21 protein-coding genes are annotated in these 23,909 nt (G+C 69.8%); 9 read left to right on the top strand and 12 right to left on the bottom strand.

The window, feature by feature from the left end; genetic code table 11:
* Nucleotides 1–9: 9 nt before the first annotated feature.
* The 3 genes from HWW87_RS01495 to HWW87_RS01505 all read right to left on the bottom strand — a co-directional run bounded on the left by HWW87_RS01495 (nt 10) and on the right by HWW87_RS01505 (nt 2,213).
* Nucleotides 10–531, bottom strand: coding sequence for a nuclear transport factor 2 family protein (locus tag HWW87_RS01495; protein ID WP_175818959.1), 522 nt, complete (start codon nt 529–531; stop codon nt 10–12).
* 8 nt (nt 532–539) lie between these two features.
* Complete coding sequence (locus HWW87_RS01500; protein ID WP_006490490.1) at nt 540–917, bottom strand: hypothetical protein; 378 nt, start codon at nt 915–917, stop codon at nt 540–542.
* Nucleotides 918–1,019: 102 nt separating this feature from the next.
* A complete protein-coding gene (locus HWW87_RS01505; RefSeq protein WP_174429287.1) occupies nt 1,020–2,213 on the bottom strand; it encodes an acyl-CoA dehydrogenase family protein in 1,194 nt (397 codons plus the stop codon).
* 150 nt (nt 2,214–2,363) lie between these two features.
* On the opposite strand from HWW87_RS01505, the gene HWW87_RS01510 reads away from it, so the two are divergent.
* Nucleotides 2,364–3,911 carry an ATP-binding protein gene (locus HWW87_RS01510; protein ID WP_175818960.1) on the top strand — a complete coding sequence of 516 codons (1,548 nt, stop codon included), beginning with the start codon at nt 2,364–2,366 and terminating at the stop codon, nt 3,909–3,911.
* Between the two features lie 56 nt (nt 3,912–3,967).
* On the opposite strand, the gene HWW87_RS01515 is transcribed toward HWW87_RS01510, so the two are convergent.
* From HWW87_RS01515 to HWW87_RS01525, 3 genes are all read right to left on the bottom strand, one after another.
* Nucleotides 3,968–4,354, bottom strand: a complete 387-nt coding sequence (locus HWW87_RS01515) for a 2-hydroxymuconate tautomerase family protein (RefSeq protein WP_175818961.1) — start codon at nt 4,352–4,354, stop codon at nt 3,968–3,970.
* 180 nt (nt 4,355–4,534) lie between these two features.
* On the bottom strand, nt 4,535–5,038 hold the full coding sequence (locus tag HWW87_RS01520; protein WP_175818962.1) for an aromatic-ring-hydroxylating dioxygenase subunit beta: 504 nt from the start codon (nt 5,036–5,038) through the stop codon (nt 4,535–4,537).
* On the bottom strand, nt 5,035–6,318 hold the full coding sequence (locus HWW87_RS01525; protein ID WP_175818963.1) for an aromatic ring-hydroxylating dioxygenase subunit alpha: 1,284 nt from the start codon (nt 6,316–6,318) through the stop codon (nt 5,035–5,037). Before HWW87_RS01525 ends, HWW87_RS01520 begins: the two co-directional genes overlap by 4 nt.
* Before the next feature lie 273 nt (nt 6,319–6,591).
* Between HWW87_RS01525 and HWW87_RS01530 the strand changes: the two genes are divergently transcribed.
* Complete coding sequence (locus tag HWW87_RS01530) at nt 6,592–7,509, top strand: LysR family transcriptional regulator (RefSeq protein ID WP_174429283.1); 918 nt, start codon at nt 6,592–6,594, stop codon at nt 7,507–7,509.
* A 137-nt stretch (nt 7,510–7,646) separates the two neighbouring features.
* Here the strand turns inward: HWW87_RS01530 and HWW87_RS01535 are convergent, their stop codons facing one another.
* Both HWW87_RS01535 and HWW87_RS01540 read right to left on the bottom strand, forming a co-directional pair.
* Nucleotides 7,647–8,636, bottom strand: coding sequence for a PDR/VanB family oxidoreductase (locus HWW87_RS01535; RefSeq protein WP_175818964.1), 990 nt, complete (start codon nt 8,634–8,636; stop codon nt 7,647–7,649).
* A gap of 214 nt (nt 8,637–8,850) precedes the next feature.
* Nucleotides 8,851–10,254, bottom strand: coding sequence for an MFS transporter (locus tag HWW87_RS01540; RefSeq protein ID WP_175818965.1), 1,404 nt, complete (start codon nt 10,252–10,254; stop codon nt 8,851–8,853).
* 410 nt (nt 10,255–10,664) lie between these two features.
* Between HWW87_RS01540 and HWW87_RS01545 the strand changes: the two genes are divergently transcribed.
* Nucleotides 10,665–11,783 carry a porin gene (locus tag HWW87_RS01545; RefSeq protein WP_175818966.1) on the top strand — a complete coding sequence of 373 codons (1,119 nt, stop codon included), beginning with the start codon at nt 10,665–10,667 and terminating at the stop codon, nt 11,781–11,783.
* Between the two features lie 26 nt (nt 11,784–11,809).
* On the opposite strand, the gene HWW87_RS01550 is transcribed toward HWW87_RS01545, so the two are convergent.
* On the bottom strand, nt 11,810–12,841 hold the full coding sequence (locus HWW87_RS01550; protein WP_175818967.1) for a LysR family transcriptional regulator: 1,032 nt from the start codon (nt 12,839–12,841) through the stop codon (nt 11,810–11,812).
* Nucleotides 12,838–13,806, bottom strand: a complete 969-nt coding sequence (locus tag HWW87_RS01555) for an AraC family transcriptional regulator (protein WP_175818968.1) — start codon at nt 13,804–13,806, stop codon at nt 12,838–12,840. The genes HWW87_RS01550 and HWW87_RS01555 overlap by 4 nt, the downstream gene beginning before the upstream one ends.
* 149 nt (nt 13,807–13,955) lie before the next feature.
* Here HWW87_RS01555 and HWW87_RS01560 point away from each other — a divergent pair, with 149 nt between their 5' ends.
* Both HWW87_RS01560 and HWW87_RS01565 read left to right on the top strand, forming a co-directional pair.
* Nucleotides 13,956–15,062: an NAD/NADP-dependent octopine/nopaline dehydrogenase family protein gene (locus HWW87_RS01560; protein ID WP_175818969.1), complete on the top strand. Its 1,107-nt coding sequence runs from the start codon at nt 13,956–13,958 to the stop codon at nt 15,060–15,062.
* The gene (locus HWW87_RS01565) at nt 15,059–16,069 is read left to right on the top strand and encodes a 3-hydroxybutyryl-CoA dehydrogenase (protein ID WP_175818970.1); all 1,011 of its coding nucleotides are present in this window, start codon (nt 15,059–15,061) and stop codon (nt 16,067–16,069) included. The genes HWW87_RS01560 and HWW87_RS01565 overlap by 4 nt, the downstream gene beginning before the upstream one ends.
* Before the next feature lie 125 nt (nt 16,070–16,194).
* Here the strand turns inward: HWW87_RS01565 and HWW87_RS01570 are convergent, their stop codons facing one another.
* Nucleotides 16,195–17,532 (bottom strand): MFS transporter, encoded by a 1,338-nt coding sequence (locus HWW87_RS01570; protein WP_175818971.1) that lies wholly within the window; start codon nt 17,530–17,532, stop codon nt 16,195–16,197.
* 107 nt (nt 17,533–17,639) lie between these two features.
* A complete protein-coding gene (locus tag HWW87_RS01575; protein WP_174429274.1) occupies nt 17,640–18,557 on the bottom strand; it encodes a LysR family transcriptional regulator in 918 nt (305 codons plus the stop codon).
* A 101-nt stretch (nt 18,558–18,658) separates the two neighbouring features.
* Here HWW87_RS01575 and HWW87_RS01580 point away from each other — a divergent pair, with 101 nt between their 5' ends.
* The 4 genes from HWW87_RS01580 to HWW87_RS01595 are packed head-to-tail and all read left to right on the top strand — an operon-like array spanning nt 18,659 to nt 23,893.
* Nucleotides 18,659–20,212: an AMP-binding protein gene (locus HWW87_RS01580; protein ID WP_175818972.1), complete on the top strand. Its 1,554-nt coding sequence runs from the start codon at nt 18,659–18,661 to the stop codon at nt 20,210–20,212.
* Between the two features lie 11 nt (nt 20,213–20,223).
* Nucleotides 20,224–21,411 carry an acyl-CoA dehydrogenase family protein gene (locus HWW87_RS01585; protein ID WP_175818973.1) on the top strand — a complete coding sequence of 396 codons (1,188 nt, stop codon included), beginning with the start codon at nt 20,224–20,226 and terminating at the stop codon, nt 21,409–21,411.
* Nucleotides 21,408–22,550, top strand: a complete 1,143-nt coding sequence (locus tag HWW87_RS01590; protein ID WP_175818974.1) for a CoA transferase — start codon at nt 21,408–21,410, stop codon at nt 22,548–22,550. The genes HWW87_RS01585 and HWW87_RS01590 overlap by 4 nt, the downstream gene beginning before the upstream one ends.
* Before the next feature lie 44 nt (nt 22,551–22,594).
* The gene (locus tag HWW87_RS01595; RefSeq protein WP_175818975.1) at nt 22,595–23,893 is read left to right on the top strand and encodes an MFS transporter; all 1,299 of its coding nucleotides are present in this window, start codon (nt 22,595–22,597) and stop codon (nt 23,891–23,893) included.
* The last annotated feature ends 16 nt before the right edge of the window (nt 23,894–23,909 follow it).

A 23,909-nucleotide genomic window follows, 5' to 3' on the forward strand; every position in this document is an offset into this window, starting at 1 on the left:
CGGGAAACATCAGGACCGGGGCGCGGCGGCGAGCGGCCACGGGCCGTCGAGCACGCGTTCGGTGCGGAAATGGCGGATCAGCCAGGTGGACCCGTTGGCGGCCGGCGCGAAATCGACGGTCAGCCGCGCGGCGATCAGCTCGGCCGAGCCATCTGCATAGCGCGACGCCTGCAGCATGATCCAGCGGCCGCGCGCGCTGGCGTGGCCGGCGTCGATCTCGATCGACTCCGACGTCAGGAAGTGCAGGTTCGCCGAGAAATGCGGATCGGGCGGCAGATAGCGGCCGAGCATCGCGACGATCGCCGCGGTGCCTTCGAGGCGCCCGAACTTCTGCGCGTACTGCGGGCCGATGCCTTCCCATACGGCGTCGGCCGTGAACAAGTCGGCCAGCGACGGGCCGGCGCCGGCGTCTTCGGGTACGTCGCACAGCGCCATGTAGCGCGTGAGCGTCGCACGCACCGCGCGCTCGGCGTCCAGCGCCGCGACACGCTGCACGAGTGCGTCGATCGCAGCGGGTGACGGATCGGTCATCGCGCGCCTCACGCCGCGGGCTTCGCGGCCGGCGGCACGGTCAGCGCGCGGCCCACGCGTGCCTCGATCTTGCCGTAACGCCACAGGTTGTATTCGCCGACGGGCGTCGTGCGGTACAGGTTGCACACGGCGACCGTCGTGTCGAAATCGGCGACGTCGGCCATGATGTAGAAGGTCCACGGCGCGCCGTCGGCCTGGCCGACCACGAGGCGGTCGTCGTCCATCACGCCGAGCACGCGCACGCCGGGCATCGCTTCGACGGCCGCGAGCATCGCACCGTACGCCTGCCACACTTCGCCGATCTGCTCGCGCGGCAGGTCGAAGAAATTCTGCGACACGCCGCAGCAGAACAGGACGCGCAGCGGCAGCGGATTCGAATCGGACATATCGGGTTCTCCAGAGGAATCGGTCGGGCGCATGAGCCGGCCGGCGACGGTGCGACGGGTCCGGCTTCATGCGCGTTCGTCAAAAGCGTCGGTCGATGCCGGTTACAGATAGCCGGGAAACGGCGTGACGCCGGTGAACACCGCGCCCGCGCCGTCGAAGTTGCCTTCGGCCAGGAACGCGTGCTGCGTGACGACCATCGCATCGCGCAGCAGTCGCTGCAGCGGATGCGTGCGATAGATCGCCGCCGTGCCGCCGAGGCGGTACGCGCGCTCGACGACGCTCGCGCCTTCGCGGGCGATCTGCGTGGCCGCGAGCCGCAGCAGGCTGACCTGTTCGGGCGTCACCGGATTGCCGGCGAGGATCGATTGCCAGACCGAGTCGGTCGCATCGTAGAAGAACGCGCGCGCCGAGCGCAGTTGTGCCTCGGCCTTCGCGAGCTCGATGCGGAAATACGCGCGATCGGCGAGACGCGGTGCGCCGGTCGTCGTCTGGCGGCCGCCCGACATGCGGTTCACGACGTCGAGCGCCGCGCGCGCGAGGCCGAGGTTGACGACGGCCAGCACCTGCGCCGCATACGCGACGGTCGGGTAGCGGTACAGCGGCTCGTCGACGGTCGGTTCGCCGCCGCGCACGAAGGTCCACGCCTCGGGCACGAAGCGGTCGTTCACGCGCAGGTCGTGGCTGCCGGTGCCCTGCATGCCGACCACGCTCCAGTTCTCGACGATCTCGACGTCGGCGGCGCGGAACACGGCCGTGCGCGGCTTGTTCGGCGCGGCGTCGTGCGCGCCCGGCACGGCGATGCCGACGCCGAGCCAGTCGGCGCCCTTGCAGCCGCTCGCGAATTTCCACGTGCCGTTCACGCGCCAGCCGCCCGGCGCGGCCTGCGCGGGCTGCACCGGGAACAGGCCGCCCGCGAACACCTGATCGGGGCCGCTCGCATACAGCTCGGCCTGGGTGTCGAGCGGCAGCGCGGCGAGGTAGACGTTCGCGGAGCCGAAGCTCGCGACCCATGCGGCCGAGCCGTCGGCGGTCGCGATCCGTTCGATCATGTCGAGGAACGCGGTCGGCGCGAGCGCATCGCCGCCGAAGCGGCGCGGCGTGCCCGCGCGATAGATGCCGGCCTGCTTGAACAGCGCGATCACGTCGCGCGGCACGTGCGACAGGCGCTCGAATTCCTCGCGGCGCGCGGCGACGGTTTCGATCACCGCGTCGAGCGGCGACAACTGCCCGGCCGCGGCACCTGCCGCGGGCGGCGAGGTCGGTGCGGATTCGATGGCGAGGGCGGCTTGCGGCATGAAAGTCTCCTGGGGATGGGGGGCGGTGTCGAGGTCGGTTGCGGGGGGCAAGGCGATACAACCAGTCTAGAAACGCCGAAAACACGCAGCAATTGGTGCGTTGGGCCGCGCGACTGGTGACGTTCCGTGCCGGCCTAAAGAAATCTTCAGATGCGATCGGCGCGCGCCGGTGCTATGTTGGGTTTCCGGCCGCGCGATGCCGCGCGCCTTCCTCCGAATCCGATCATGAGTTTTCCCGACGAAGACGATTTCCACCGGCTGCTCGACGCGCTGACCACCTGCGTGCTGCTGCACGACGCGCGCACCCGGGCGATCGTGTGGGCGAATCGCGCCGCGTGCATCGCGCTCGGCTTTTCCGTCGAGGAACTGCTGCCGCTGAAGGCGCCAGACATGACGCGCCCCGAGCCGAAGTACCGCCGCGAGATCGCGGTGAGCGCATGGGATCGTGCGCTCGTCGACGGGCCGCAGGTGTACGAGTGGTGCTATCGATCGCGTACGGGCGTCGACATGCTGTCCGAGGCCACCGCGACCTACGTGCCGCTGCGCGGGCGCGACGTCGTGATGGTGCAGTTCCGCGACATCAGCGCGGAAGAGGCGGTGCGCCAGCAGTTGCGCCGCTACGAGGCGCGGCTGCGCGAGTTCATGCAGGATCTCGACGAAGGCATCGCGGTCGTGACGCCGCACGGCGGCGTGCAGTTCATCAGCGAGTCGGGCCGCCGCGTGCTCGGGCTCGCGCCCGACGAACCGCTCGGCGAGGTGCTCGACTACTGCTCCGCGGCCGATCGCGACCGGCTCGTCGCGCAGTTGCGCGACGCACCGTCGGCGTGCCCGTCCGCGCCGCAACGCTACCGGATCGTGCGGCGCGACGGCTCGGCATGCTGGCTGCGCCTCCTGTGCCGGCAGGTCGAGATCGAAGGCGATCTCGACGGGTTGCTCGTGCAGTTCCGCGACGTGAGCGACGAAGTCGCGATCGAGGACGCGCGGCGCGCCGAGGCGCGGATGCTCGAATATGCGGGTCGCTACAACGCGATGGGCGAGATGGCGACCGTGATCGCGCACGAGCTGAGCCAGCCGCTCGCGGCCGTGCGCAATTTCATCGAAGGCGCGGTGCGGCGGCTGAACGGCAACGGCGCCGTCGACGATGCGATCTGGGGGCTGCGCAGCGCGGACCGGCAGGCCGAGCATGCGGCGCTGATCATCAAGAGCGTGCGCGAATTCATCGTGAAGCGCGAGCCGGTCGTCGCGCGGGCCGACTTGCGCGATATCCTCGCGGACGTCGCGTACTTCATCGAGCTGCGCGCGAAGGAGGCCGGCGTGACGGTCGCGATCGTGCAGGCCGACGCGCCGCTGCCGATCCGCTGCGAGCGCGTGCTGCTCGGGCAGGTGATCCTGAATCTCGCGTTCAATGCGATCGAGGCGTTCGCCAGTTGCGAGCGCGTGCCGCGCACGCTGACGCTCGGCACCGCGAACGTGGCCGGCCACGCGGAGTTGCGGGCGATCGACAATGGCCCGGGCATCGAGGCCGGCGCGCACGACCGGCTGTTCGACGGCTTCTCGTCGTCGAAGGTGGGCGGCAACGGGATCGGGTTGTCGCTGTGCAAGAGTATCGTCACGCGCCACGGCGGGCGGATCGCCGCGAGCCCGGCCGCGGGCGGCGGGCTCGACTGCCGCGTGACGCTGCCGCTCGCCGACGGGTGAGCGCAACCGCGTCGGCGCGTCACCGTCACGGCAGGGCGGCGACGCGCGGCGCATGGTCAGCGCCCCAGCGCCCGCGCGGTCTGGCCGCCGATGCCGAAGTCCGTGTTCGGGATGTCCTTGATGATCACGCGGGTCGCCTGCAGCGGCGCGTCGAGCACGTTCGCGCCCGCGTCGGACAGCGCGGCGATCAGCGCGCGCTTCTGTTCGTCGGTGCGGCCGGCGATCAGGATCGCGACGATCACCGGCAGCGACGGCGGTGCGCCATCCGCGGCCGTGCGCCCGCCGAGGCCGATATGCGTCGCGGGCAGTTCGGTGAGCAGCACGCGCACCGATTCGATCGGTGCGCCGATCGCGTCGACGGTCGCGTTGCTGAGCCGTGCGATCAGTTCGGCCTTGCGCGCGTCGTCATGGCCGGCCGGCAGGAAAACTTCGAGTGTGGGCATGGTCGTCCGGAAAGGTGAAGGTAACTGGCTCACCATTGCGTGGGCGACGGCGAACCGGTGGGCCGCTCAAAGGTGAAGGTGACCGGCTCACCTTTGCGTTGGCGATGGCGAACCGGCAGCCGCTCACAGGTGAAGGTGTCTGGTTCACCATTGCGTTGGCGGCGGTGAACCGGCCACGGCTTACAGCAGGAAGCCGATCGCGCTGAGCGCTTCGGTCGAGTCGATCAGGCGCACGACTTTCTCGGCGATCCGCATCTCGCCTTCGGCATCGACGTGCAGCTTGTGCGTGACGTCGGCCGCGAACAGCGTCGCGACGCCGCGCTTGTACGCGACGACGACCTGCGCCGATTTCAGCTCGATGGTGTCGGCGCTGCCGCTTTCGATCGTGAAACGCGACACGGTGCGCACCGTGCGCGCCGCGTCGGTCGCCGACGCCGAATAGCCGGACACCATCCGCTGCACGCGCTTCTCGCGCATGTCCTGGTCGTCGAACACGTAGTTCAGCGTCGCCGCGAAATCGGTCGCGTCGGGATCGATCGGCACCACGTAGTGGCCGGCCGGATTCCACAGGTCGAGCCATGCGCGGTAGTCGCGGCGGTCGAGCATCTCGGCTTCGCGCCACACGAATTCGACCGCGCGGGCGAAGGTCTGCTCGGAAAAGAGGGCGTTGCGGTCGTCCATCACTGTTGCTCCATCATCTTGCGCCATTGCTGGTAGGCCTCGCGCATGCCGGTTTCGTCGGTCGCATGCGCGGTCTTTTCGCCGTTCGCGGCGGTCGTCTCGCGGTTCAGCCCGCGATTCACGAGGATCGGCACGTCGGGGCCCGCATGCGCGCCGCGCTGCACGCGCTCCCAGGCTTCCGCGTCGTCGGGGCTGCCGAAGCCGAACGGGCCCTGGAAATGCTCGTGAATGCGCAGCCGCTCGCGGTTCGCTTCGTCGGGGCCGCCGTCCATCGCGAGCGCGACGTGGCGGATCTCGGTTTCGTTCGCGGAGATCGGCCGCAGCACGCGGAAGAACGCCATCGACAGCGCGAGGTTCGGGAACAGGTTCAGGTTGAAGCCGACGCCCATCAGCGAGCGCACGATGCGGCGCACTTCGTCCGGCGAGTGGCGTTCGGCGAGCTTCGCCGCGAGCGGCGCGAAGCGTTCGGGCAGCGGCGCGCCGTCGTCTTCATCGAGATCGATCAGCTCGGGCATCAGCACCGCGAGGCTGTGGCCGTTGCCGAGCCCTCGGCAGAACGCGTGCTCGCTCGTCATGAAGCTGGTGATCGCGGCAGCCGTCTCGTCGTCGATCGACTTCATCCACGACTTGTGCACGACCGGGAAATGGTAGAGGTCGGTGGTGTTCTCGAGCTGGATCTTCCAGTTGCCCTTGAACTTGAACTTGTGCTCGCCGTTCGCCTTGATCGGGTAGCCGGCACCCTGTTTCATGAACAGGTCGATCCACGGCTTCGCGCCGCCGAGGAAATCCTCGAGCGGCTCGATCGCATCGTTGAAGCTCGCGAAGATCAGCCCCTGGTACACGCCGACGCGCAGCTTCACGAGCGGCAGGTCGCCTTTCTCGCACACGCCTTCGTAGCCGTCGCCGTACGGCAGCGCGCGCAGCGTGCCGTCGAGCGCGTACGACCAGCTGTGATACGGGCACGTGAAGCCCTTCGCGTTGCCCTTGTGCGCTTCGCACACGGTCGCGCCGCGATGGCGGCAGCGGTTCTGCAGCACGTTGATCTCGCCGGTCTTGTCGCGCACGACGATCACCGGCTGGCGGCCGATCGTCGTCGTGATGAAGTCGCCCGGGTTCGGCAGTTCGCTTTCGTGTGCGACCCAGATCCAGGTGCGGTAGAAGATGCGGTCGAGCTCGGCTTCGAACAGCGCGGGATCGTGATACATCGCGGGCGCGATGCGGTCGGGCTGCGCGAGACCATGCAACGCGCGGGTGTCGATCGTCTGGTAGGCAATGTCGCTCATTGTCGTCGTGGGGAAAGAGTCGCGAGGAAGTGCAAGGCCCGGTGGGGCGGACCTCGTGCGGATAGCAGAACCAGTTTCGTCGTCGCGATTTAATCCGTCAAATTGATCTAAAAAAGGCAATCAAATAAGCCGTATGGATAATTGAATGGTCGGCTCTCGGGAGGCGGCATGCTTCCGACGCGTGACGACGATGCCCCACGCACGTGCGTCAACATCCGCTTCACTGATTTAGAATGCGTTCACGCATCAATTTGACGAATAGCGGAGGCGGTCATGACGTCGGTCGATCATCTCGATCTGAACCTGTTGCGCGTATTCCAGGCGATCGTCGAGGAACGCAGCCTGACGAAGGCCGGCGAGCGGCTCGCGCTGTCGCAGCCGGCGGTCAGCTATTCGCTCGGCCGGCTGCGCACGCTGTTCGACGATCCGCTGTTCGTGCGCACGCGTTCGGGCATGCAGCCGACGCCGGTCGCGCTCGAGCTTGCGGGCATCGTCGGCAAGGCGCTCGACATGGTGCGCGTCGCGCTGCGCTACGCGGAGCGCTTCGATCCGGCCACCAGCACGCGCACGTTCCGGCTGTCGCTGTCGGATGCGGGCGAGATGGCGTATTTGCCGGCGATCTGCCAAGCGCTGCGCGAGCGCGCGCCGCGCGTGACGCTGAGCGTGCAGCCGTTGCCGGTGGAGGAGATCGAGGAAGCGCTACGCGCGAGCCGGCTCGATTTCGCGATCGGCAACCTGCCGGAGCTGATGCCGCGCACGCGCCATCAGGTGCTGTTCGAGGAAACCTACGTGTGCATGACGGGGCGCCGGCGCGGGTTGCCGGCCGCCGCGGCGCTGAGCCTCGAGCAGTTCGTGCGCGCCGCGCACGTCAACGTGAAATCGGTCGAGCACAGCCACCACGCGCTCGACGACGCGTTGCGCGTGCAGGGCGTGGGCCGCAACATCGCGCTCGAGGTGCCGCACTTCGTCGCGCTGCCGAGCGTGCTGTCGGTCACCGATCTGTATGCGACGCTGCCGAAGCGGCTCGCGCAGATCCTGAACCGCGACAACGCGTTCCGGCTGTACGACCTGCCGGTCACGCTGCCGCCCGCGCCGGTGACGATGCACTGGCACGAGCACTTTCACGAGGACGAGGGCAACGCGTGGATGCGCGCGCTGCTCGCCGAGATCGTCGAGCGTTTCGACGAATGAAGGCTGGGCCCGTGCGCCGCGTGCGGCTCGGGCGTTGCCATGGCTGAGTTTCAGCCGGTAGCGTACTGACGCATCAGCGCATCAGCGCATCAGCGCATCAGCGCATCAGCGCATCAGCGCACCCACGCGTCAGCGCATCAGAGATCGAGGACGAGCACCGCCGAACGCGCACGCGACACGCAGCAGCAGATCACCGTATTGCTCGCGCGCTCGGCCTTGCTCAGGCAGTGGTCGCGGTGATCGGGCTCGCCGTCGACGACGGGCACCATGCAGGTGCCGCATACGCCTTCGCCGCATGACGTATCGACTTCGATGCCGATGCGCGCGAGCGCGTCGACGATCGACGTATCGGGCGTCACGCGCACCGATTGCCCGCTGCGTTGCAGGCGCACTTCGAAACCGTCGGCAGGACCCGAGTTGGTTTCGGCATTGCCCGCATCCGCGGCGACGGGTTCCGCCGCGAAGCGTTCGAGATGGATCGCCTCGTCGGGTACGCGCGTGGCGGCTGCGGCGACGACCGCATCCATGAACGGCCCCGGGCCGCATGTATAGACATGTGCGTGCGCATCGATCGACTCGACGCAGCGGCCGAGTTCGGCCGAGAGCGCATCGGGCTCGACGCCATAGTGGAACGTCACGTGCGACGCGAACGGTTCGGCCGACAGTTCGTCGACGAAGGCCGCGTGGTCGCGGCTGCGCGCGAAATAGTGCAGTTGATAACGCGCGCCGCGCTTGTGCAGCGCATACGCCATCGACAGCAGCGGCGTGATGCCGATGCCGGCCGCGACCAGCACGTGCTCGCTCGCGTCATCCGTCAGACGAAACAGGTTGCGAGGCGTGCCGATCGACAATTCGGCGCCGACGCTCACGTCGTCGTGCAGCGAACGCGAGCCGCCGCGCGACTGCGCTTCCTTCTTCACCGCGAACAGGTAGCTGCCGCGCTCGTCGGGATTGCCGCACAGCGAGTATTGCCGCGTGATGCCGGACGGCGCGGTGACGTCGATATGAGCGCCCGGCTCGTACGCGTCGAACGGCTGGCCGTCGACGCGCGAGACCCGGAAACAGCGGATGTCCTGCGCCGCGTCGATCAGCGCGTCGATCCGGACCTGGTGGCGATTCGCTTGCATGGGAAATTCCGTGGGGTAGAGGAAAGCGGCGCGGCAGAGCCCCGCGCCGTCATGCAATCGAGAATAGGGACGGGCATCGCATAAATCAAATCGATTAAAAATCGATGGCGGAATAAGTGATATGGATGATGGTGGGCGTGCCGATTGTCGCCGGTCAGCGTTGCGGCGATCGCGCGGCCGGTCGCCGACCACGAGATCGGTGAACCGCGCGACTTCAGCGAGCGGCAATGGCGTTGCCGCCGTCGACGGCCGCGTCAGCCGAAGCCGCGGCCGACGCGTGACCGCGTTCGCGCTCGAGGCTGCGGCGATAGTGTCGGCAGCCGGCGGCGAGCAGCAGCGCGGCCAGCGTGGCCGCTGCGACGTTGACGATCGACATCGAATGGCCGACCGCGGCCGGCACGCCGAACACGCGATCGGTGAACAGCGCGACGACGGTCGTGCCGATCCCGAGCGCGATCAGGTTCGACACGAGCAGGAACAGCGCGGAGATCTGCGCGCGCATCTGGTTCGGCGCGAGCGTCTGCATCGCGGCGGTCGACGTCGGCATCGGGAACGACGCGAAGAACATCGCGACGACCAGCATCGCGAGCGACGCCGGCAGGCTGTCGAGCTGCGTGAACAGTGTCGCGGGGATCACCATGCACGCGGCGCCGATCGCACCGGCACGCATCGGCGCATCGCTGCGGCCGCGCCGCAGCAGCCAGTCGTTGAGCCAGCCGCCGCAAAACACGCCGGCGGTATTCGCAACCAGCAGCACGATGCCGAGCGTGTAGCCGGCTTCGACGGCCGTCATCCCGAAGCGGCGGATATAGAACGCGGGCGTCCAGCTCAGCAGGCAGTACAGCGCCATCGCGTAGAACGAGAAGCCGAGGTAGTGGCACGAGAAGGTCGCGCGATGCGTGCCGACGAAGCGCAGCGAATCGCGCATCGACACGCGCCGCACGGCGCCCGAACGATCCTGCGCGAGCCCCTTGCGCTGCGGGTCGCGCACGGTCGCGGCGAACAGCAGCGCAACGAGAATCCCCGGCAGCCCGACGATCAGGAACGTGACCTGCCACGCATGCACCTGCCCGACGACCGGCAGCGTGAATGCGCTCGCATGCTTGAGCAGCGCGATCACGTAGCCGCCGATCAGGAACGCGATGCCGCCGCCGATGAACGAGCCGAGCGAATACACGGCGACCGCGCGCCCGAGCTTCTCCTTCGGGAAGTAGTCGGCGAGCATCGAATACGCGCCGGGCGACAGCGCGGCCTCGCCGACGCCGACCCCCATCCGCGCGACGAACATCTGCACGAAATGCTGGCTGAGTCCGCACGCGGCGGTCGCCACGCTCCACAGCGCGATGCCGAGCGAGATGATGCGCGGGCGCGCATAGCGGTCGGCGAGATACGCGACGGGCAGCCCCATCACCGCGTAGAACAGCGAAAACGCGAAGCCGTTGAGCAGGCTGAACTGCGTATCGGACAGGTGCAGGTCGCGCTTGATCGGCTCGATCATCAGCACGAGGACCTGGCGGTCGACGAACGAAAAGATGTACGCGAGCATGCAGATGACGACGACATACCATTCGTACGTATAGCGCTTGCCGTCGGCAGCGCGGGCCGTGGATGCGGACATGCGGGTTCTCCAGGAGCGGGCGGTGGAAAAGCGCGGCATCGGCCTGGCGGGCCGGGCGCCGTCGCGGCGCGAAAGCGTGCGGATGACACGATCGGAGACGCAGCGTAGTCGGCCAAATTCGGCCGCCATAGCCGGAGTGACAGCCGCGCCACACGGACCTTTACCGATCCGGATAAAGAAAACACCGAGGCCGTGCGCGCGGGCCGCCGCGCAGCGCGCATGCGGCGGGGCCCGCGTGTCTCATGCGGCGCATCTATAAGCGTTATAGAGCGCATTGCGTCGACGTCCGAAATTGTCGTTCCTAGACTCGGCCCGGTTTTGATCGGCAGCGTTCGCATCTGAAAGCGAACGCGCTTCACATCAAGCGGCGCGATGCCGACAGGCGCCGCAACTTCTACGGGACGACGCAGATGAACCAACCGAACGGGCGGGCCGACCGGCTTGCCGTACCGCTTGCCGCGCTGCTCGCGTGCGTGACGCTGCCTGCCGTCGCGCAGTCGAGCGTGACGCTCTACGGCCGCATCGACACCGCGATCGAATACGCGAACGCCGGGCCGAACCACGTGACGCGCATGGGCAGCGGCAACCTGTGGGCGTCGCAGTGGGGGCTGAAGGGTGTCGAGAATCTCGGCGGCGGCTACGCGACGATCTTCAAGCTCGAGGACGGCTTCAACGCGGCGAGCGGTGCGTTGTCGAACAGCAGCGCGCTGTTCGGCCGCGAAGCGTGGGTCGGCATCACGGGGCCGTTCGGCGGCGTGCAGTTCGGCGAGCTCTACACGATCCTGCATACGACACTCGTCACGTACAGCCTGCCCGGGCTCGGCGCGGGGCTCGCCTGGGGCAACGCGACCAACAACTTCGTCGGGCCCGCGTTCCTGCGCGTGCGCAACTCGATGCGCTACACGTCGCCGCGCTACGCGGGCTTCCTGCTGCGCGCGATGGCCGCGCGCGGCGCCAACGGCGCGGCCGGGCAGCCGGCGACGCTCGGCGATACGTACGGCGCCGGCCTCAACTACGTGCGCGGCGGCTTGTCGGTCGACGTCGATTACATGCAGCAGAAGTTCAGCCCGGTAGCCGCATCGACGCTCGGCGCCACGAGCACGGCCGCGAACGGCAACTACACGCTCGGCGCGATTTCGTACGACTTCAACGTCGTGAAGGTGGCCGCTCTGTACATGCGCCATCGCGGCGGCCCCGATGTCGCGACCGCGATCGACAGCCAGAGCGCGTATCCGCACAGCGACATCATGGAGCTCAGCGCGACGGTGCCGATCGGGCGCGCGTCGCTGCTGCTGAGCGTCGGCCATTACCGGAAGGTGGCCGACAGCGACGGCAACGCCGATTCGTACGGCATCCGCTTCGACTATCCACTGTCGAAGCGCACGGTGCTGTACACGGGCGCCGCGATGGTGCGCAACGGCGCGCATGCGCGCTTCGTCGTCAATGGCGCAGCCGGTGGCGGTGTCGCGGTCGCCAAGCCGGGCGCGACCGCGAGCTCGCTCGTCGCGGGCATCCTCACGTCGTTTTGACCGTTTCGGCCGGCCCGCTTGCGCCGCTACGCGCAGGCGGGCGGCTGCGGCGCGAGCCATGCGTCGAACGGCGCCTGCGCGCCGATGTGGAACAGTTCGAGCAGCGGCGCACGCAGCCAGCGATGGCCGGGGTCCGCGTCGAAGCGGCGGTGCCAGTACGCGTTGACGGCCCATTCGCCGGCGCCGGCGATCTCGTACAGCACGCACGGCTGGCGCGCGGCGAACGTGATCGCGATCGTCTCCGGCAGGATCAGCGCGTAATCGCCATCCTGCAGCAACGCCGGCACCACCATGAAATCGGGCAACGCCGCGCGCACGCGCGGCATCAGTTCGTGCCGTTCGAGCAACTGCATCGATTGCGGATGCGACGAGACCGCGACGAAGCGCAGTGCGTCGGGCGCCGCGCCGTCGAGCACGAAATCGTCGGGCAGCCCGACGCGCTGCGCGGTGCGGCGCGGCATCAGCAGCACGCAGCGCTCGTGCAGCAGCGCGGTGCGCTGGAAGTGGCTCGACGCATCGGCGAAATGCCCGAGCGCGAAGTCGATGCGCCCCGATTCGAGTGCGACGTTGAGTTGGCATTCGTCGACGTGCAGCGTCTCGATCACGGCGCCCGGCGCGCGCCGGTCGAACGCGGCGAGCAGCGTCGGCAGGAATGCGCTCGCCGCGAAATCGCTCATGTGCAGGCGGAACACGCGCTGCGTGCTGTCGGGCGTGAAGCGCGAGCCTTCGTCGAGCACGTCCTGCAGGATCGCGAGCGCCTTGTCGACCGAGATCGCGAGCCGTTGCGCGCGCGGGGTCGGCTCGACGCCGGTGCCGGTGCGTACGAACAGCGCGTCGCGGAACATCAGTCGCAGCCGGCCGAGTGCGTAGCTGACGGACGGCTGCGTGACGCCGAGCCGCAGCGCCGCGCGGCCGACGTGCCGCTCTTCATACACCGCGCGAAACGTCTTCAACAGGTTGAGATCGAGATCCTGCACGCGCAGGCCGTCGGACGCGTCCGCGTCGTGCGGCGCAGGGTCGGAGCGGCCCGCTGGCCGGCTGGGGGCGGAGTGCGTCATCGAGCTTGCCTCGCGGTGACCGAAGGCGCATGGCCGTAACGCCGCGCATACGCCTTCGCGAAATGGCCGAAGCCATGGATGCCGTGCGCGATCAGCACGTCGGTCACGCTGCGCGCGTCGCCGCGTTGCAGCGCCGCATGCACGGCGGCGAGCCGGCGCTCGCGCACGTACGCGGCCGGCGTGGTGTGCAGGAACGCGCGGAACGCGTGCTGAAGCGTGCGCGGCGCGACCCCGGCGACGGCCGCCAGCGCGGCGAGCGCGAGCGGCTCGCCGAGGTGCGCATCGACGTGAGCGCACGCGCGCCGCACGTGGGCGGGCAGCGGCGGCGTGCCGCGCAGCAGCGCGTCGCTGTACGCGTGCGGCAGGTGTGTGAGCAGCAGCGACATCAGCCACGCGGTGAGGTCGGCGCCGAACACCGGCGAGGCCGCGCCGATGCCCGGCTGCGCGCCGAGCCGGCACAGGTATTCGAAGGTCGGCAGCACGAGCGCGGCGCCCGCGCCGCCGGCCGCGAGGTCGAATTGCAGCGGCCGCGCGAGCGTCGTGTGCAGCATGTCCTGCAACTTGCGTTCGAGCGCACCGCGTTCGAGCCGCAGCACGAGGTTGCGGCAATCGGGGCTCGTGCGCAGGCGGCTCGCGAGCGCGGGCGACGACACGGTCAGCGCGCCGGGGCCGGCGCGCGCGACGACGCTGCCGGCCTGCAGCTCGCACGCACCGGCGAGCGTCAGCCGGAACAGGAAGTGATCGGCGTCGTCGCCGAAATCGATGCGCGTCTCGCGGCCATAGCAGAGTTCGAGCAGCGCGCCGTGATGCAGCGGCACCTCGTACAGCTCAGCATGAAACGGATCGCGGCCGGACGCGGCCATCCGGTGCGGCCCGAGCCGGTGCGCGACCGCGCGTTCGACTTCGTCGGGCGCCTGCAGCGTGCCGAGCCGGTTCGGCGCATGGCGGGAAAGGGCGATGTTCATGCCTGGACCTCGTAGCGGATGCAGCGGAGCGGCGGTATGCGCATTGCCGCGATTGCGTTGCGCGAACGGGCGTGTCGTTGCGCGTTTTGAAGCGACGCGGCGCAGGCCGCCGCGTAGTCTCGGACAGACTCGATCACCAGGAGAAGACGATGAAGGTATGTGTTCTGGGCGGCGGCCACGGCTGCCATGCGGCGGCTATCGACCTGCTCGAAAAAGGCCACGACGTGACGTGGTGGCGGCGCGATCGCGAGCCGCATGCGCGGCTGCGCGAGCTTGGCGTGCTGAACGTCACCGACTATCGCGGCAAGCGCGCGGTGCCGCTCGGCGATGCGCCGGGCGCGATCCGTCTTACCGACGATCTCGCCGACGCGCTGCGCGGCGCGCAGCTCGTCGTGGTGCCGCTGCCGGCCACGTCGCACGACGCACTCGCCGCGCAGGTCGCGCCGCTGCTGGAGGACGGCCAGGTCGTGTTCCTGCCGCCCGGCACGTTCGGCAGCGTCGTGTTCGCCCGCGCGGCGGCCGACGCCGGCAACCGTTCGCGCGTCGCGTTCGCCGAAACGGGCACGCTGCCGTACCTGGTGCGCAAGCATGGCGACAACGACGTCGTGATCAGCGCGTACGCGACGCGCCTGCCGACCGGCGTGTGGCCGGCGAACGCGGCCGGCTGGGCGTTCGACGTGCTGCGCGCGGGCTATCCGTCGGTCGAACCGGTCGAGGATGCGTTGTCCGGCGCGCTGATGAACGCGGGCCCCGTGATTCACCCGCCGCTGATCCTGATGAACGCCGGGCCGCTCGAACACTTCGACGCGTGGGACATCCACAACGAAGGCACGCAGCCGTCGATCCGCCGCGTGACGAACGCGCTCGACGGCGAACGCATCGCGGTGCGCGAAGCGCTCGGCTACCGCGCGCCGCATTTCCCGCTCGCCGATCACTATGCGACCGACGGCGACGAGTGGATGTACGGGCGCGGCGCGCACGGCAAGCTGACCGATAGCGGCGACTGGCGCGAGAAGATCGATCTGCGCACGCATCGCTACATGCTCGAGGACACCCGGCTCGGGCTGTCGTTCATCGTGTCGTGCGGGCGCTGGGCCGGCGTGCCGACGCCCGTCGCGCAAGGGCTGCTGAGCATCGCAAGCGCGGTCGCGGTGCGCGACCTGTATGCGGAAGGCCGCACGCTGGAACGGCTCGGGCTCGCGGCGCTGTCGAAGGACGCGCTGCGCGCGCTGCTCGACGCGGGGTACGCGGCATGAAGGCGGCCGCCGATGTGACGCGCATCCACGTGCTCGGCGCGGGACGCATGGGGCAGGGCATCGCGCTCGTGTTCGCGTTCGCGGGCCTCGACGTGACGCTGATCGACTTCAAGCCGCGCGATGCGGCCGGCCGTCGCGCGTTCGACGATCGCACGCGCGACGAGATCGTCCGACCGCTGCATGCGCAGGTCGCACTGGGCCGCATCGATGCCGCGCAGGCCGACGCCGCCGTCGCGCGCATCGCGCTCGTGGCGCGGGACGGCGCGGCCGATGCGGTGCGCGATGCCGAGATCGTGTTCGAAGCGCTGCCCGAAGTGCTCGATGCAAAGGCCGACGTGCTGCGCTGGCTCGGCGAACATGTCGATGCGCACGCAACGATCGCGTCGACCACGTCGACGTTCGTCGTCACCGAATTGCAGCGCCACGTTGCGCACCCGGCGCGGATGCTGAACGCGCACTGGCTGAACCCCGCGCTGCTGATGCCGCTCGTCGAGGTCAGCCGCAGCGATGCGACCGATCAGTCCGTCGTCGACGCGCTCGCGGCGCTGCTCGAACGCGTCGGCAAGAAGCCGGTGATCTGCGGGCCGGCGCCCGGCTATATCGTGCCGCGCATCCAGGCCCTCGCGATGAACGAGGCCGCGCGGATGGTCGAGGAAGGCGTCGCGAGCGCCGAGGACATCGACACGGCGATCCGCGCCGGCTTCGGCCCGCGCTTCGCGGTGCTCGGGCTGCTCGAATTCATCGACTGGGGCGGCTGCGACATCCTGTACTACGCGTCGCAGTACCTGGCCGGCGAGATCGGCCCGCGCTTCGCGCCGGCCGCGAGCGTCGTGCGCAACATGGAGGCTGGTCGCGACGGCGTGCGCACCGGTGCCGGCTTCCACGACTATGCGCAGGTCGACGTGCCGGCCTACATGCGGCAGCGGCTCGGCGAGTTCGCGCGGCTGCTCGATCATCTCGGGCTCGCGCCCGAATTCGACGGCGCACGGCGGCCGGTCGGCGAGTAGGCGTTGCGTCGAGGCGTCGTGCGCACGCGTTGCCGCGGTCGCGGACCAGGCCGTGCGACGTGGCACGCCGCGCCGCGAGCCGTCGACGGTCCCGGGCCGCGCGAGCGCATGCCGCGGGGGCACGGTCATGCCGGGTCGCCGCGCGAACCGTCGGCGGGCGTGGTGCGCGTCTCGCGCATCACGCACAGCGTCGCGACGGTCACGAGGCCGAGCGCGACGAGGAACAGCGACACCGGCCACGACGCGTGATAGCGCGCGAGCAGCGCGGTCGCGATCAGTGGCGACATCCCGCCCGCGAAGATCGACGCGACTTCGTGGCCGAGCGCGACGCCCGAGTAACGCACCTCGGTGCTGAACAGTTCGCCGACGAGCGCCGGCAGCGTACCGATCATCGCGCCGTGGCTCACCGCCGTGCCGACCGTCAGCGCGAGCCACACGAGCGGCGTCACGCGCGTGTCGAGCAGCCAGAAGAACGGAAACGCGCACGCGACGAGGCTCAGCGCGCCGATCAGGTACACGGGCTTGCGGCCGATCCGGTCGGACAGCCGGCCCCATGCGAGCATCGCGCCCATTTCGACGATCATCGCGATCATCACGCCGGTCAGCATCGTGCCGTTCGGAATCCCGACGTACTTGCCGTAGACGAGCGAGAACGCGAGGAAGATATAGGCGCCGCCGTTCTCGGCCACGCGCAGCCCCATCGCGAGCAGGATTTCCTTCGGATGGCGGCGGATGCACTCGACGATCGGCAAATGCGTGTGCGCGCCGCGCTTGCCGGCCTGCTCGAAGTCGCGGCTTTCCGGCAGATGGCGGCGGATATAGATGCCGATCGCGAAGATCGCGATGCTCGCGAGAAACGGCAGCCGCCAGCCCCACGTGCGGAATGCGTCGTCCGGCAGCGCCTGCGCGGCGAGAAACGCGGCCGACGACAGCACGAAGCCGCCGCCCACGCCGAGCTGGCTCCACGCCGCGTAATAGCCGCGCTGCTCGGGCGGTGCGTTCTCGCTGATCATCAGCACGCCGCCGCCCCATTCGCCGCCGGACGCGATGCCCTGCAGCAGGCGCAGCACGACGAGCGCGGCCGGCGCCCACAGGCCGACTTGCGCATAGGTCGGCAGCAGGCCGATCGCGAAGGTCGACGCGCCCATGATCAGCAGCGTCCAGACGAGCGACGCCTTGCGCCCGTAGCGGTCGCCGACGTGGCCGAACACGATCCCGCCGAGCGGCCGCGCGACGAAGCCGAGCGCGAACGCCGCGAATGCGGCGAGGCTTCCGGCGAGCGGCGATGCGCCGGGCGGAAAGAACACGTGGCCGAACACCAGCGCCGCGGCCGTGCCGTATACGAAGAAGTCGTACCACTCCATCGCGTTGCCGGCGACGGAGGCGATGACGATCCGGCGCAGTTGCCGGTCGGCGAGCGGCCGGGCGGCGCTCGGGGATTGCACGGTGTCGGTCGGGTACATGGCGGACTCTGAAGGGGAGCGGGCGCGTGCCGTCTTGTGCGGCACTGCGGGCTAGTGTTGTCGGCCCCGCCGGCCCCGGTCAAATCCGCAGAAAAAGGGGAGTGTCATCACTCCGGCAAATGATGGTCGGCGTGCGATGCGGCGCTTTCCCGCAGCAGCGCGATCATCCGCTGCGCGAGCGGCGGCACGTACGCGCCCGCGCGGTGCATCGCGCCGATGCGGCGGTCCAGCTCGAGTTCGCCGGCCCGCAGGTCGAGCGCGCGCAGCCCGGTCACCTGGCCGAGCGCGTCGGCGCCGCCGACGCACAGCAGCGACGTGCCGCGCAGCAACTGCAGCAGCGACGTGTTGCCGAAATCGGTCTCCACACGCAGGCGCGGCGCCGGCAGCCCGCGCGCGCGGAACGCGTCGTCGATCCGGTGCCGCACCGGAATCGTCGTCTCCGGCAGCAGCCATTCCTGGTCGGCGAGATCGGCGAGCGTGAGCGCGCGCTTGCGCTGGAGCGGGTGGTCGGCGTCGGCAAGCACCGTGAGCCGGTCGTCGAACAGCGCGATGGTGTCGAGCGCGGGGTCCGGCTGCTGTGGCTCGGGCGCCACCACCAGGTCGAGCTCGCCGGCCGCGAGCAGGTCGAGCAGCTCGCGGGCGAGCCGGCAGCGCAGCCGCAGCCGCGCGGCCGGCCGTTCACGGATCAGTTGCCGGCACGCGCCGAGCACGAACGCGTTGGGCACGGTCGGCGAGTAGCCGACCCGCACGACGCCCTGTTCGCCGCCGCGGATCGCGCGCATCTCCTGCAGCGCATCGTCGAATTCGAGCGCGATCCGCTGCGCGCGGGCGACGAAGCGCGCGCCCGCCGGCGTCGGCGTCATCCCGTTCGCGGTGCGCTCGAACAGCGTCACGCCGACCTGCGCCTCCAGCCGCTGCACGGCCTTGGTCAGCGCGGGCTGCGACAGCCCCAGCGCGTCGGCGGCCTTGCCGATGCTGCCGTGCCGCTCCACGGCCAGCAGGTACTCCAGATCGCGGGTATCCATCGGGGGATTCCTGTCAGTTATGACTTTATATCAAGTAATGCATTGTGGTGATGCCTCGGCATCTTACAGACTGGCGGCACTGATCGACCAGGAGAATCGTCTTGAGCTTCGCCTACTTCCTGCGGCGCGCGGCCCGTTACTGGGGCAGCCAGCCCGCCGTGATCCACCGCGACCGCGCGGTCACATACCGTCAGCTCGACGAACGTTCGACGCGGCTCGCGAACGCGCTGCGCGGCCTCGGCTTTACGCGCGGCGCGCGCATCGCCGTGCAGGCGCGCAACTGCATCGAGCTCGTCGAGATCGAGTGCGCGCTGTACAAGGCCGGTCTCGTGAAAGCCGCGCTGAATCCGCGCTTCACGGCGGCCGAGGCCGCCGACGTCGTCGGCAACTGCACGCCCGTCGCGTTCATCGGCGGGCGCTGCTATACGGACTACACGCCCGATTCGCCGGGCTTCGGGTCGGTCGAGCGGTTCGTGTCGCTCGACGGCGCGGCCGCCGGCTATCTCGACTACGAAACGCTGCTCGCCAAGGGCGGCGATACGCCGCCCGACTACGTGCCGGCGGCCGACGACCTCGCGGTGCTGCACTTCTCGTCCGGCTCGACCGGGCGCATCAAGGCCGCGATGCAGAGCTACGGCAACCGGCTCGCGTCGCTGCGCAAGATCGTGCTCGGGATGGATCGTCCCGCGCAGCCCGGCGACCGGCTCGCGCTGATCGGGCCGATCACGCACGCGTCGGGGATGCTGATGCAGCCGTACCTGTTCTGCGGCGCGACGCTCGTGCTGTTCGACGCGTTCGAGCCCGCGCATTTCCTCGCCGAAGTCGCACGCCAGCGCATCACGCACACGTTCATGGTGCCGGCGATGGTCAACATGCTGCTGAACACGCCCGAGCTCGCGCAGGCCGACCTGCGCAGCCTGAAGGTGCTCGGCTACGGCGCCGCGCCGATGGCGCCCGCGCGCATCGAGGAAGCCTGGGCGCGCATCGGCCCCGTACTGTCGCAAGGCTACGGCGCGAGCGAATCGACGTCGGGCGTCACGCGGCTCGGCATTGCCGATCACGCGCATGCGCTGTTGCACGGCCGCGAGCGGCTCGCATCGTGCGGCCGGCCGCTCGGCGAAACGGAAGTGCGGGTGGTCGATGCGGACGGCCGCGAAGTCGAAGGCGATGCAATCGGCGAGCTCGTGATTCGCGGCGCGGACGTGTTCCAGGGCTACTGGAATGCGCCGGAGCTGACGCGCGAGGTGCTGGTCGACGGCTGGCTGCACACCGGCGATCTCGCACGCACCGATCGCGAAGGCTTCATCTACCTCGTCGACCGCAAGCACGACATGATCATTTCGGGCGGCTTCAACGTGTATCCGACCGAAGTCGAAGCGGCGCTGTACCGGCACGCGGGCGTGCTCGAGGCCTGCGTCGTCGGCGTGCCCGACGACAAGTGGGGCGAGGCCGTGAAGGCCGTCGTCGTGCTGCGTGCCGGCCATGGCGCGCAGACGGCCGACCTCGTCGCGCACTGCCGCGCGCAGCTCGCCGACTACAAGGCGCCGCGCTCCGTCGATTTCGTCGCGGAACTGCCGAAGAACGCGAGCGGCAAGATCGCCCGCAAGCTCGTGCGCGAGCCGTACTGGCGCGGCGTCACGCGCCGCGTCAACTGAAGGAGGCCGCCATGTTCGATCATCTGCAACGCCCCGAATTCGTCGCGCTGCGCGCGGCCGTGCTGCGCTTCGTCGACGACGAGCTGCGCCCGATCGAGCGCGAGCTGGAGCTCGACTCGGAAGACGTGTGGCCGCGCGACGTGCTGCGCCGCGTGTGGCAACGCTCGGCCGCGCTCGGCTTCTATACCGCGAGCCTGCCCGTCGAGATCGGCGGCCAGGGGCTGTCGATCGCCGAGGTGTGCGCGCTGAAGGCCGACCTGGCCGCCTGCGGTGCGGCGCTCGCGCCGCACGTGCTCGGCGAACTCGGCGGGCCGCCGCGCATCGGCAACATGCTGAAGTACGCGACGCCCGCGCAGCTCGAGCGCTATTTCAAGCCGGTGATGCGCGGCGAGAAATCGACGTGCTTCGCACTGACCGAGCCTCATTCGGGTTCGGACGCGATGAGCATCCGCACGACGGCGGTCGAGGACGGCGATTCGCTCGTCATCAACGGCACGAAGCACTACATCAGCGGCGCGCCGTTCGCCGATTTCGCGATCGTGATGTGCGTGACCGATGCAACCGCGACGCCGCCGCAGATCACGGCCGTGCTGGTCGATCTCGACCTGCCCGGCGTGAGCGTCGAGCACGAATACGTGCCGATGTCGGGCCAGCACATCGACGCGGACATCCGCTTCGTCGACGTGCGCGTGCCGCGCGAGAACGTGTTCGGCGGAATCGGCAACGGTTTCCGGCTCGGCATGTCGCGCATCAACGTGAACCGGCTGCTGCATTGCCCGACGATGCTGGGCCTTGCGATGTCCGCGTATCGCGCGTCGCTCGACCATGCGCGCACGCGCCGGCAGTTCGGCGGCCCGATCGCGCGCTTCCAGGCGATCCAGCACATGCTTGCCGACATGGCCGCCGCGCTGTGGGCGTGCGAAAGCATGATCGCGCACACGGCCGCGCTCGCCGACGCAGGCGCCGACCTGCGGATGACGGCGTCCGCGTGCAAGCTGTTCGTGTCGGAGCGCTGCTTCGAGGTCGCGGACAAGGCCGTGCAGATCCACGGCAACGTCGGCGTGACGCGCGGCCATCCGGTCGAGCAGACGTTCCGCAAGCTGCGGATGTTCCGGATCCTGACCGGCACGAGCGAGATCCAGCGCAACGCGATCGCGAAGGCGATTCTCGAACCGGCCGGCGCGGGGCGCGACGCATGACGGCCCGCGGCATGCACGACGCGTGGCCGGCAGGCGAGGACCATGCCCCCGCGTGGTCATGCCTGCGCGGCGTGCGGATCGTCGATGCAGGCCAGTTGCTGCCCGGCCCGCATGCGTGCGCGCTGCTGCGCCAGCTCGGCGCCGACGTGATCAAGGTCGAGCCGCCGGGCGGGGACGCGTTGCGGCAGGTCGGCGCCGACACGTTCGCGCAGTTCAACCGCGGCAAGCGCTCGCTCGTGCTCGACCTGAAGACGCCCGACGGCCGCGCGCGCTTTCTCGATCTCGTGCGTGATGCCGATGCGGTCGTCGAAGGCAGCCGGCCCGGCGTGATGGCGCGGCTCGGGCTCGATTACACGACGCTGGCCCGCGCGAACCCGCGCGTCGTGCTGTGCTCGATCACCGGCTACGGGCAGGACGGCCCGTATGCGAACCGCCCCGGCCACGACCTGAATTTTCTGGCCGATGCCGGCTACTGGTCGGTGCCCGCGCAACTGCACGACACCGTCGCGCGGCCGCGCGTGCGGCTCGCCGATCATGCGGCCGCGCTGCATGCGGCGCTCGCGCTGGCCGTCGCGGTGATGAGTGCGCGGGCGAACGGGCTCGGCCAGCACCTCGACGTGTCGATTCACGACGCGATGTTCGCGTGGACCGCCCCGGCCGCCTGGGCGCTGCGCACGGGCCGCGACGCGCCCGACGCCGCACGCTGGGTGATGCCCGACAACGACCTGTTCGAAACCGCCGACGGGCGGCATATCGTGCTCGCGACGTTCGAGGACAAGTTCTGGGCCGCGTTTGCCGATGCGCTCGGCGATGCGTGTCCGGCGCTGCGCGAGCCGCGCTATGCGCAGCGCGCGGGCCGGCAGCAACATCGGCACGCGCTCGGCGCGCAGTTGCGCGCGCTTTTCGCGACGCGCACGCAGGGCGACTGGATGCGCATGCTCGGTGCGCTCGGGTTGCCGGTGTCGCGCGTGCCCGATGCCGGCGAGGTGTTCGACGATCCGCACGTGCGAGCACGCGGCGTCGCGCGCGAGGTGGCGGCCGACCGCACGCTGGCGGTGCGCTTCCCGGTGAAATTCTCGCTCGGCCTGCCGGACGGCGACGACCGCGTGCCGATGCCCGGCGAGCACGGCGGCGGGTAGCGCGACGCGCCCGACCGCCCACGATAACGAAACAGGAGACAGCCATGACGAATGGTGCGCAGTACCGCCCCGGACGGGCGTGGTCCATCGCGACGATGCTCGCGCTGATGATGCTGGTGAATTTTCTCGACAAGGTCGTGCTCGGCCTCGTGTCGGTGCCGATGATGCGCGACCTGCATCTGAGCCCGACGCAGTTCGGGGTGATCGGCGGCAGCCTCAACTGGCTGTTCGCGGTCGCGGCGATCGCGGGCGGCATCGCCGCGAACCGCTGGCCCGCGAAATGGCTGCTGTTCGCGATGGCCGCCGCATGGGCGCTGCTGCAATTGCCGATGCTGGTCGCCGGCTCGATCTGGGTGGTCATCGCGTGCCGCGTGCTGCTCGGCATCGGCGAAGGGCCCGCGTCGCCGGTCGCGACGCATGCGATCTACAAGTGGTTTCCCGATACGCGGCGCAACCTTCCCGTCGCGCTGCTGCACCAGGGCAGCGCGCTCGGCCTGCTGATCGCGGGGCTGTCGATTCCGGTCATCACGACGCACTGGGGCTGGCGTGCGAACTTCGCGGTGCTCGCGCTGCTCGGGGCCGTGTGGTGCATCGCGTGGGCGGTGCTCGGCGAGGAGGGCACGCTGTCGCGGGCGCCGCGCGCGGCGGGCGGTGACCGCGTGCCGTACGGGCGGCTGCTGACCGATCGCACGGTGCTCGGCAACTTCCTCGGCCATTTCGCGGCGAACTGGATTCTTGCGATGACGCTCACGTGGATGCCGACCTACCTGCAACTCGGGTTCGGCTTCGGGCCGCACGAGGCCGGTCGCATGTTCGCGCTGTTCGTCGCGGTCACGTCGCCGCTCAGTCTTGCGCTCGCGTGGCTGTCGCAAACGCTGCTCGCGCGCGGCATGCCGTCGCGGCACGGCCGCGGCACCTTCATCGCGATCACGCTGGCGGTCGCCGGCGCGATGCTGGCCCTGCTGCCGGTGCCGGGCGTCCCGCGTGCGGCCAAGCTCGTGCTGCTGACGTTCGGCAGCGGGCTGACGCTGACCATGTACTCGATCGGCCCCGCGATGCTCGCCGAAGTGACGCCGGACGCGCAGCGCGGCGGCGTGCTCGCGCTCAGCAACGGCTTCGCGTCGCTGGCGGGCCTGGGCGCGCCGGTCGTCACCGGCATGCTGATCGAGGGCGCCGGTGCGTCGGTCGCGCGCGGCTTCGAACAGGCGAGCATCGTGTGCGGCGTCGTGCTGATCGCATGCGGCGTGCTCGGCGCGTGGTGCCTCGATCCGCAACGCTCGCTGCGGCGTCTTGCGGGCGAACCGGCGCGCGCCGCGCCGACGGTCGGCGCGTGCGGCCGCTAGCACGACGCGGCGCATC

Origin of the sequence: Burkholderia sp. BCC0419, from assembly GCF_902830285.1 — a bacterium.
Classification (GTDB): Bacteria; Pseudomonadota; Gammaproteobacteria; order Burkholderiales; family Burkholderiaceae; genus Burkholderia.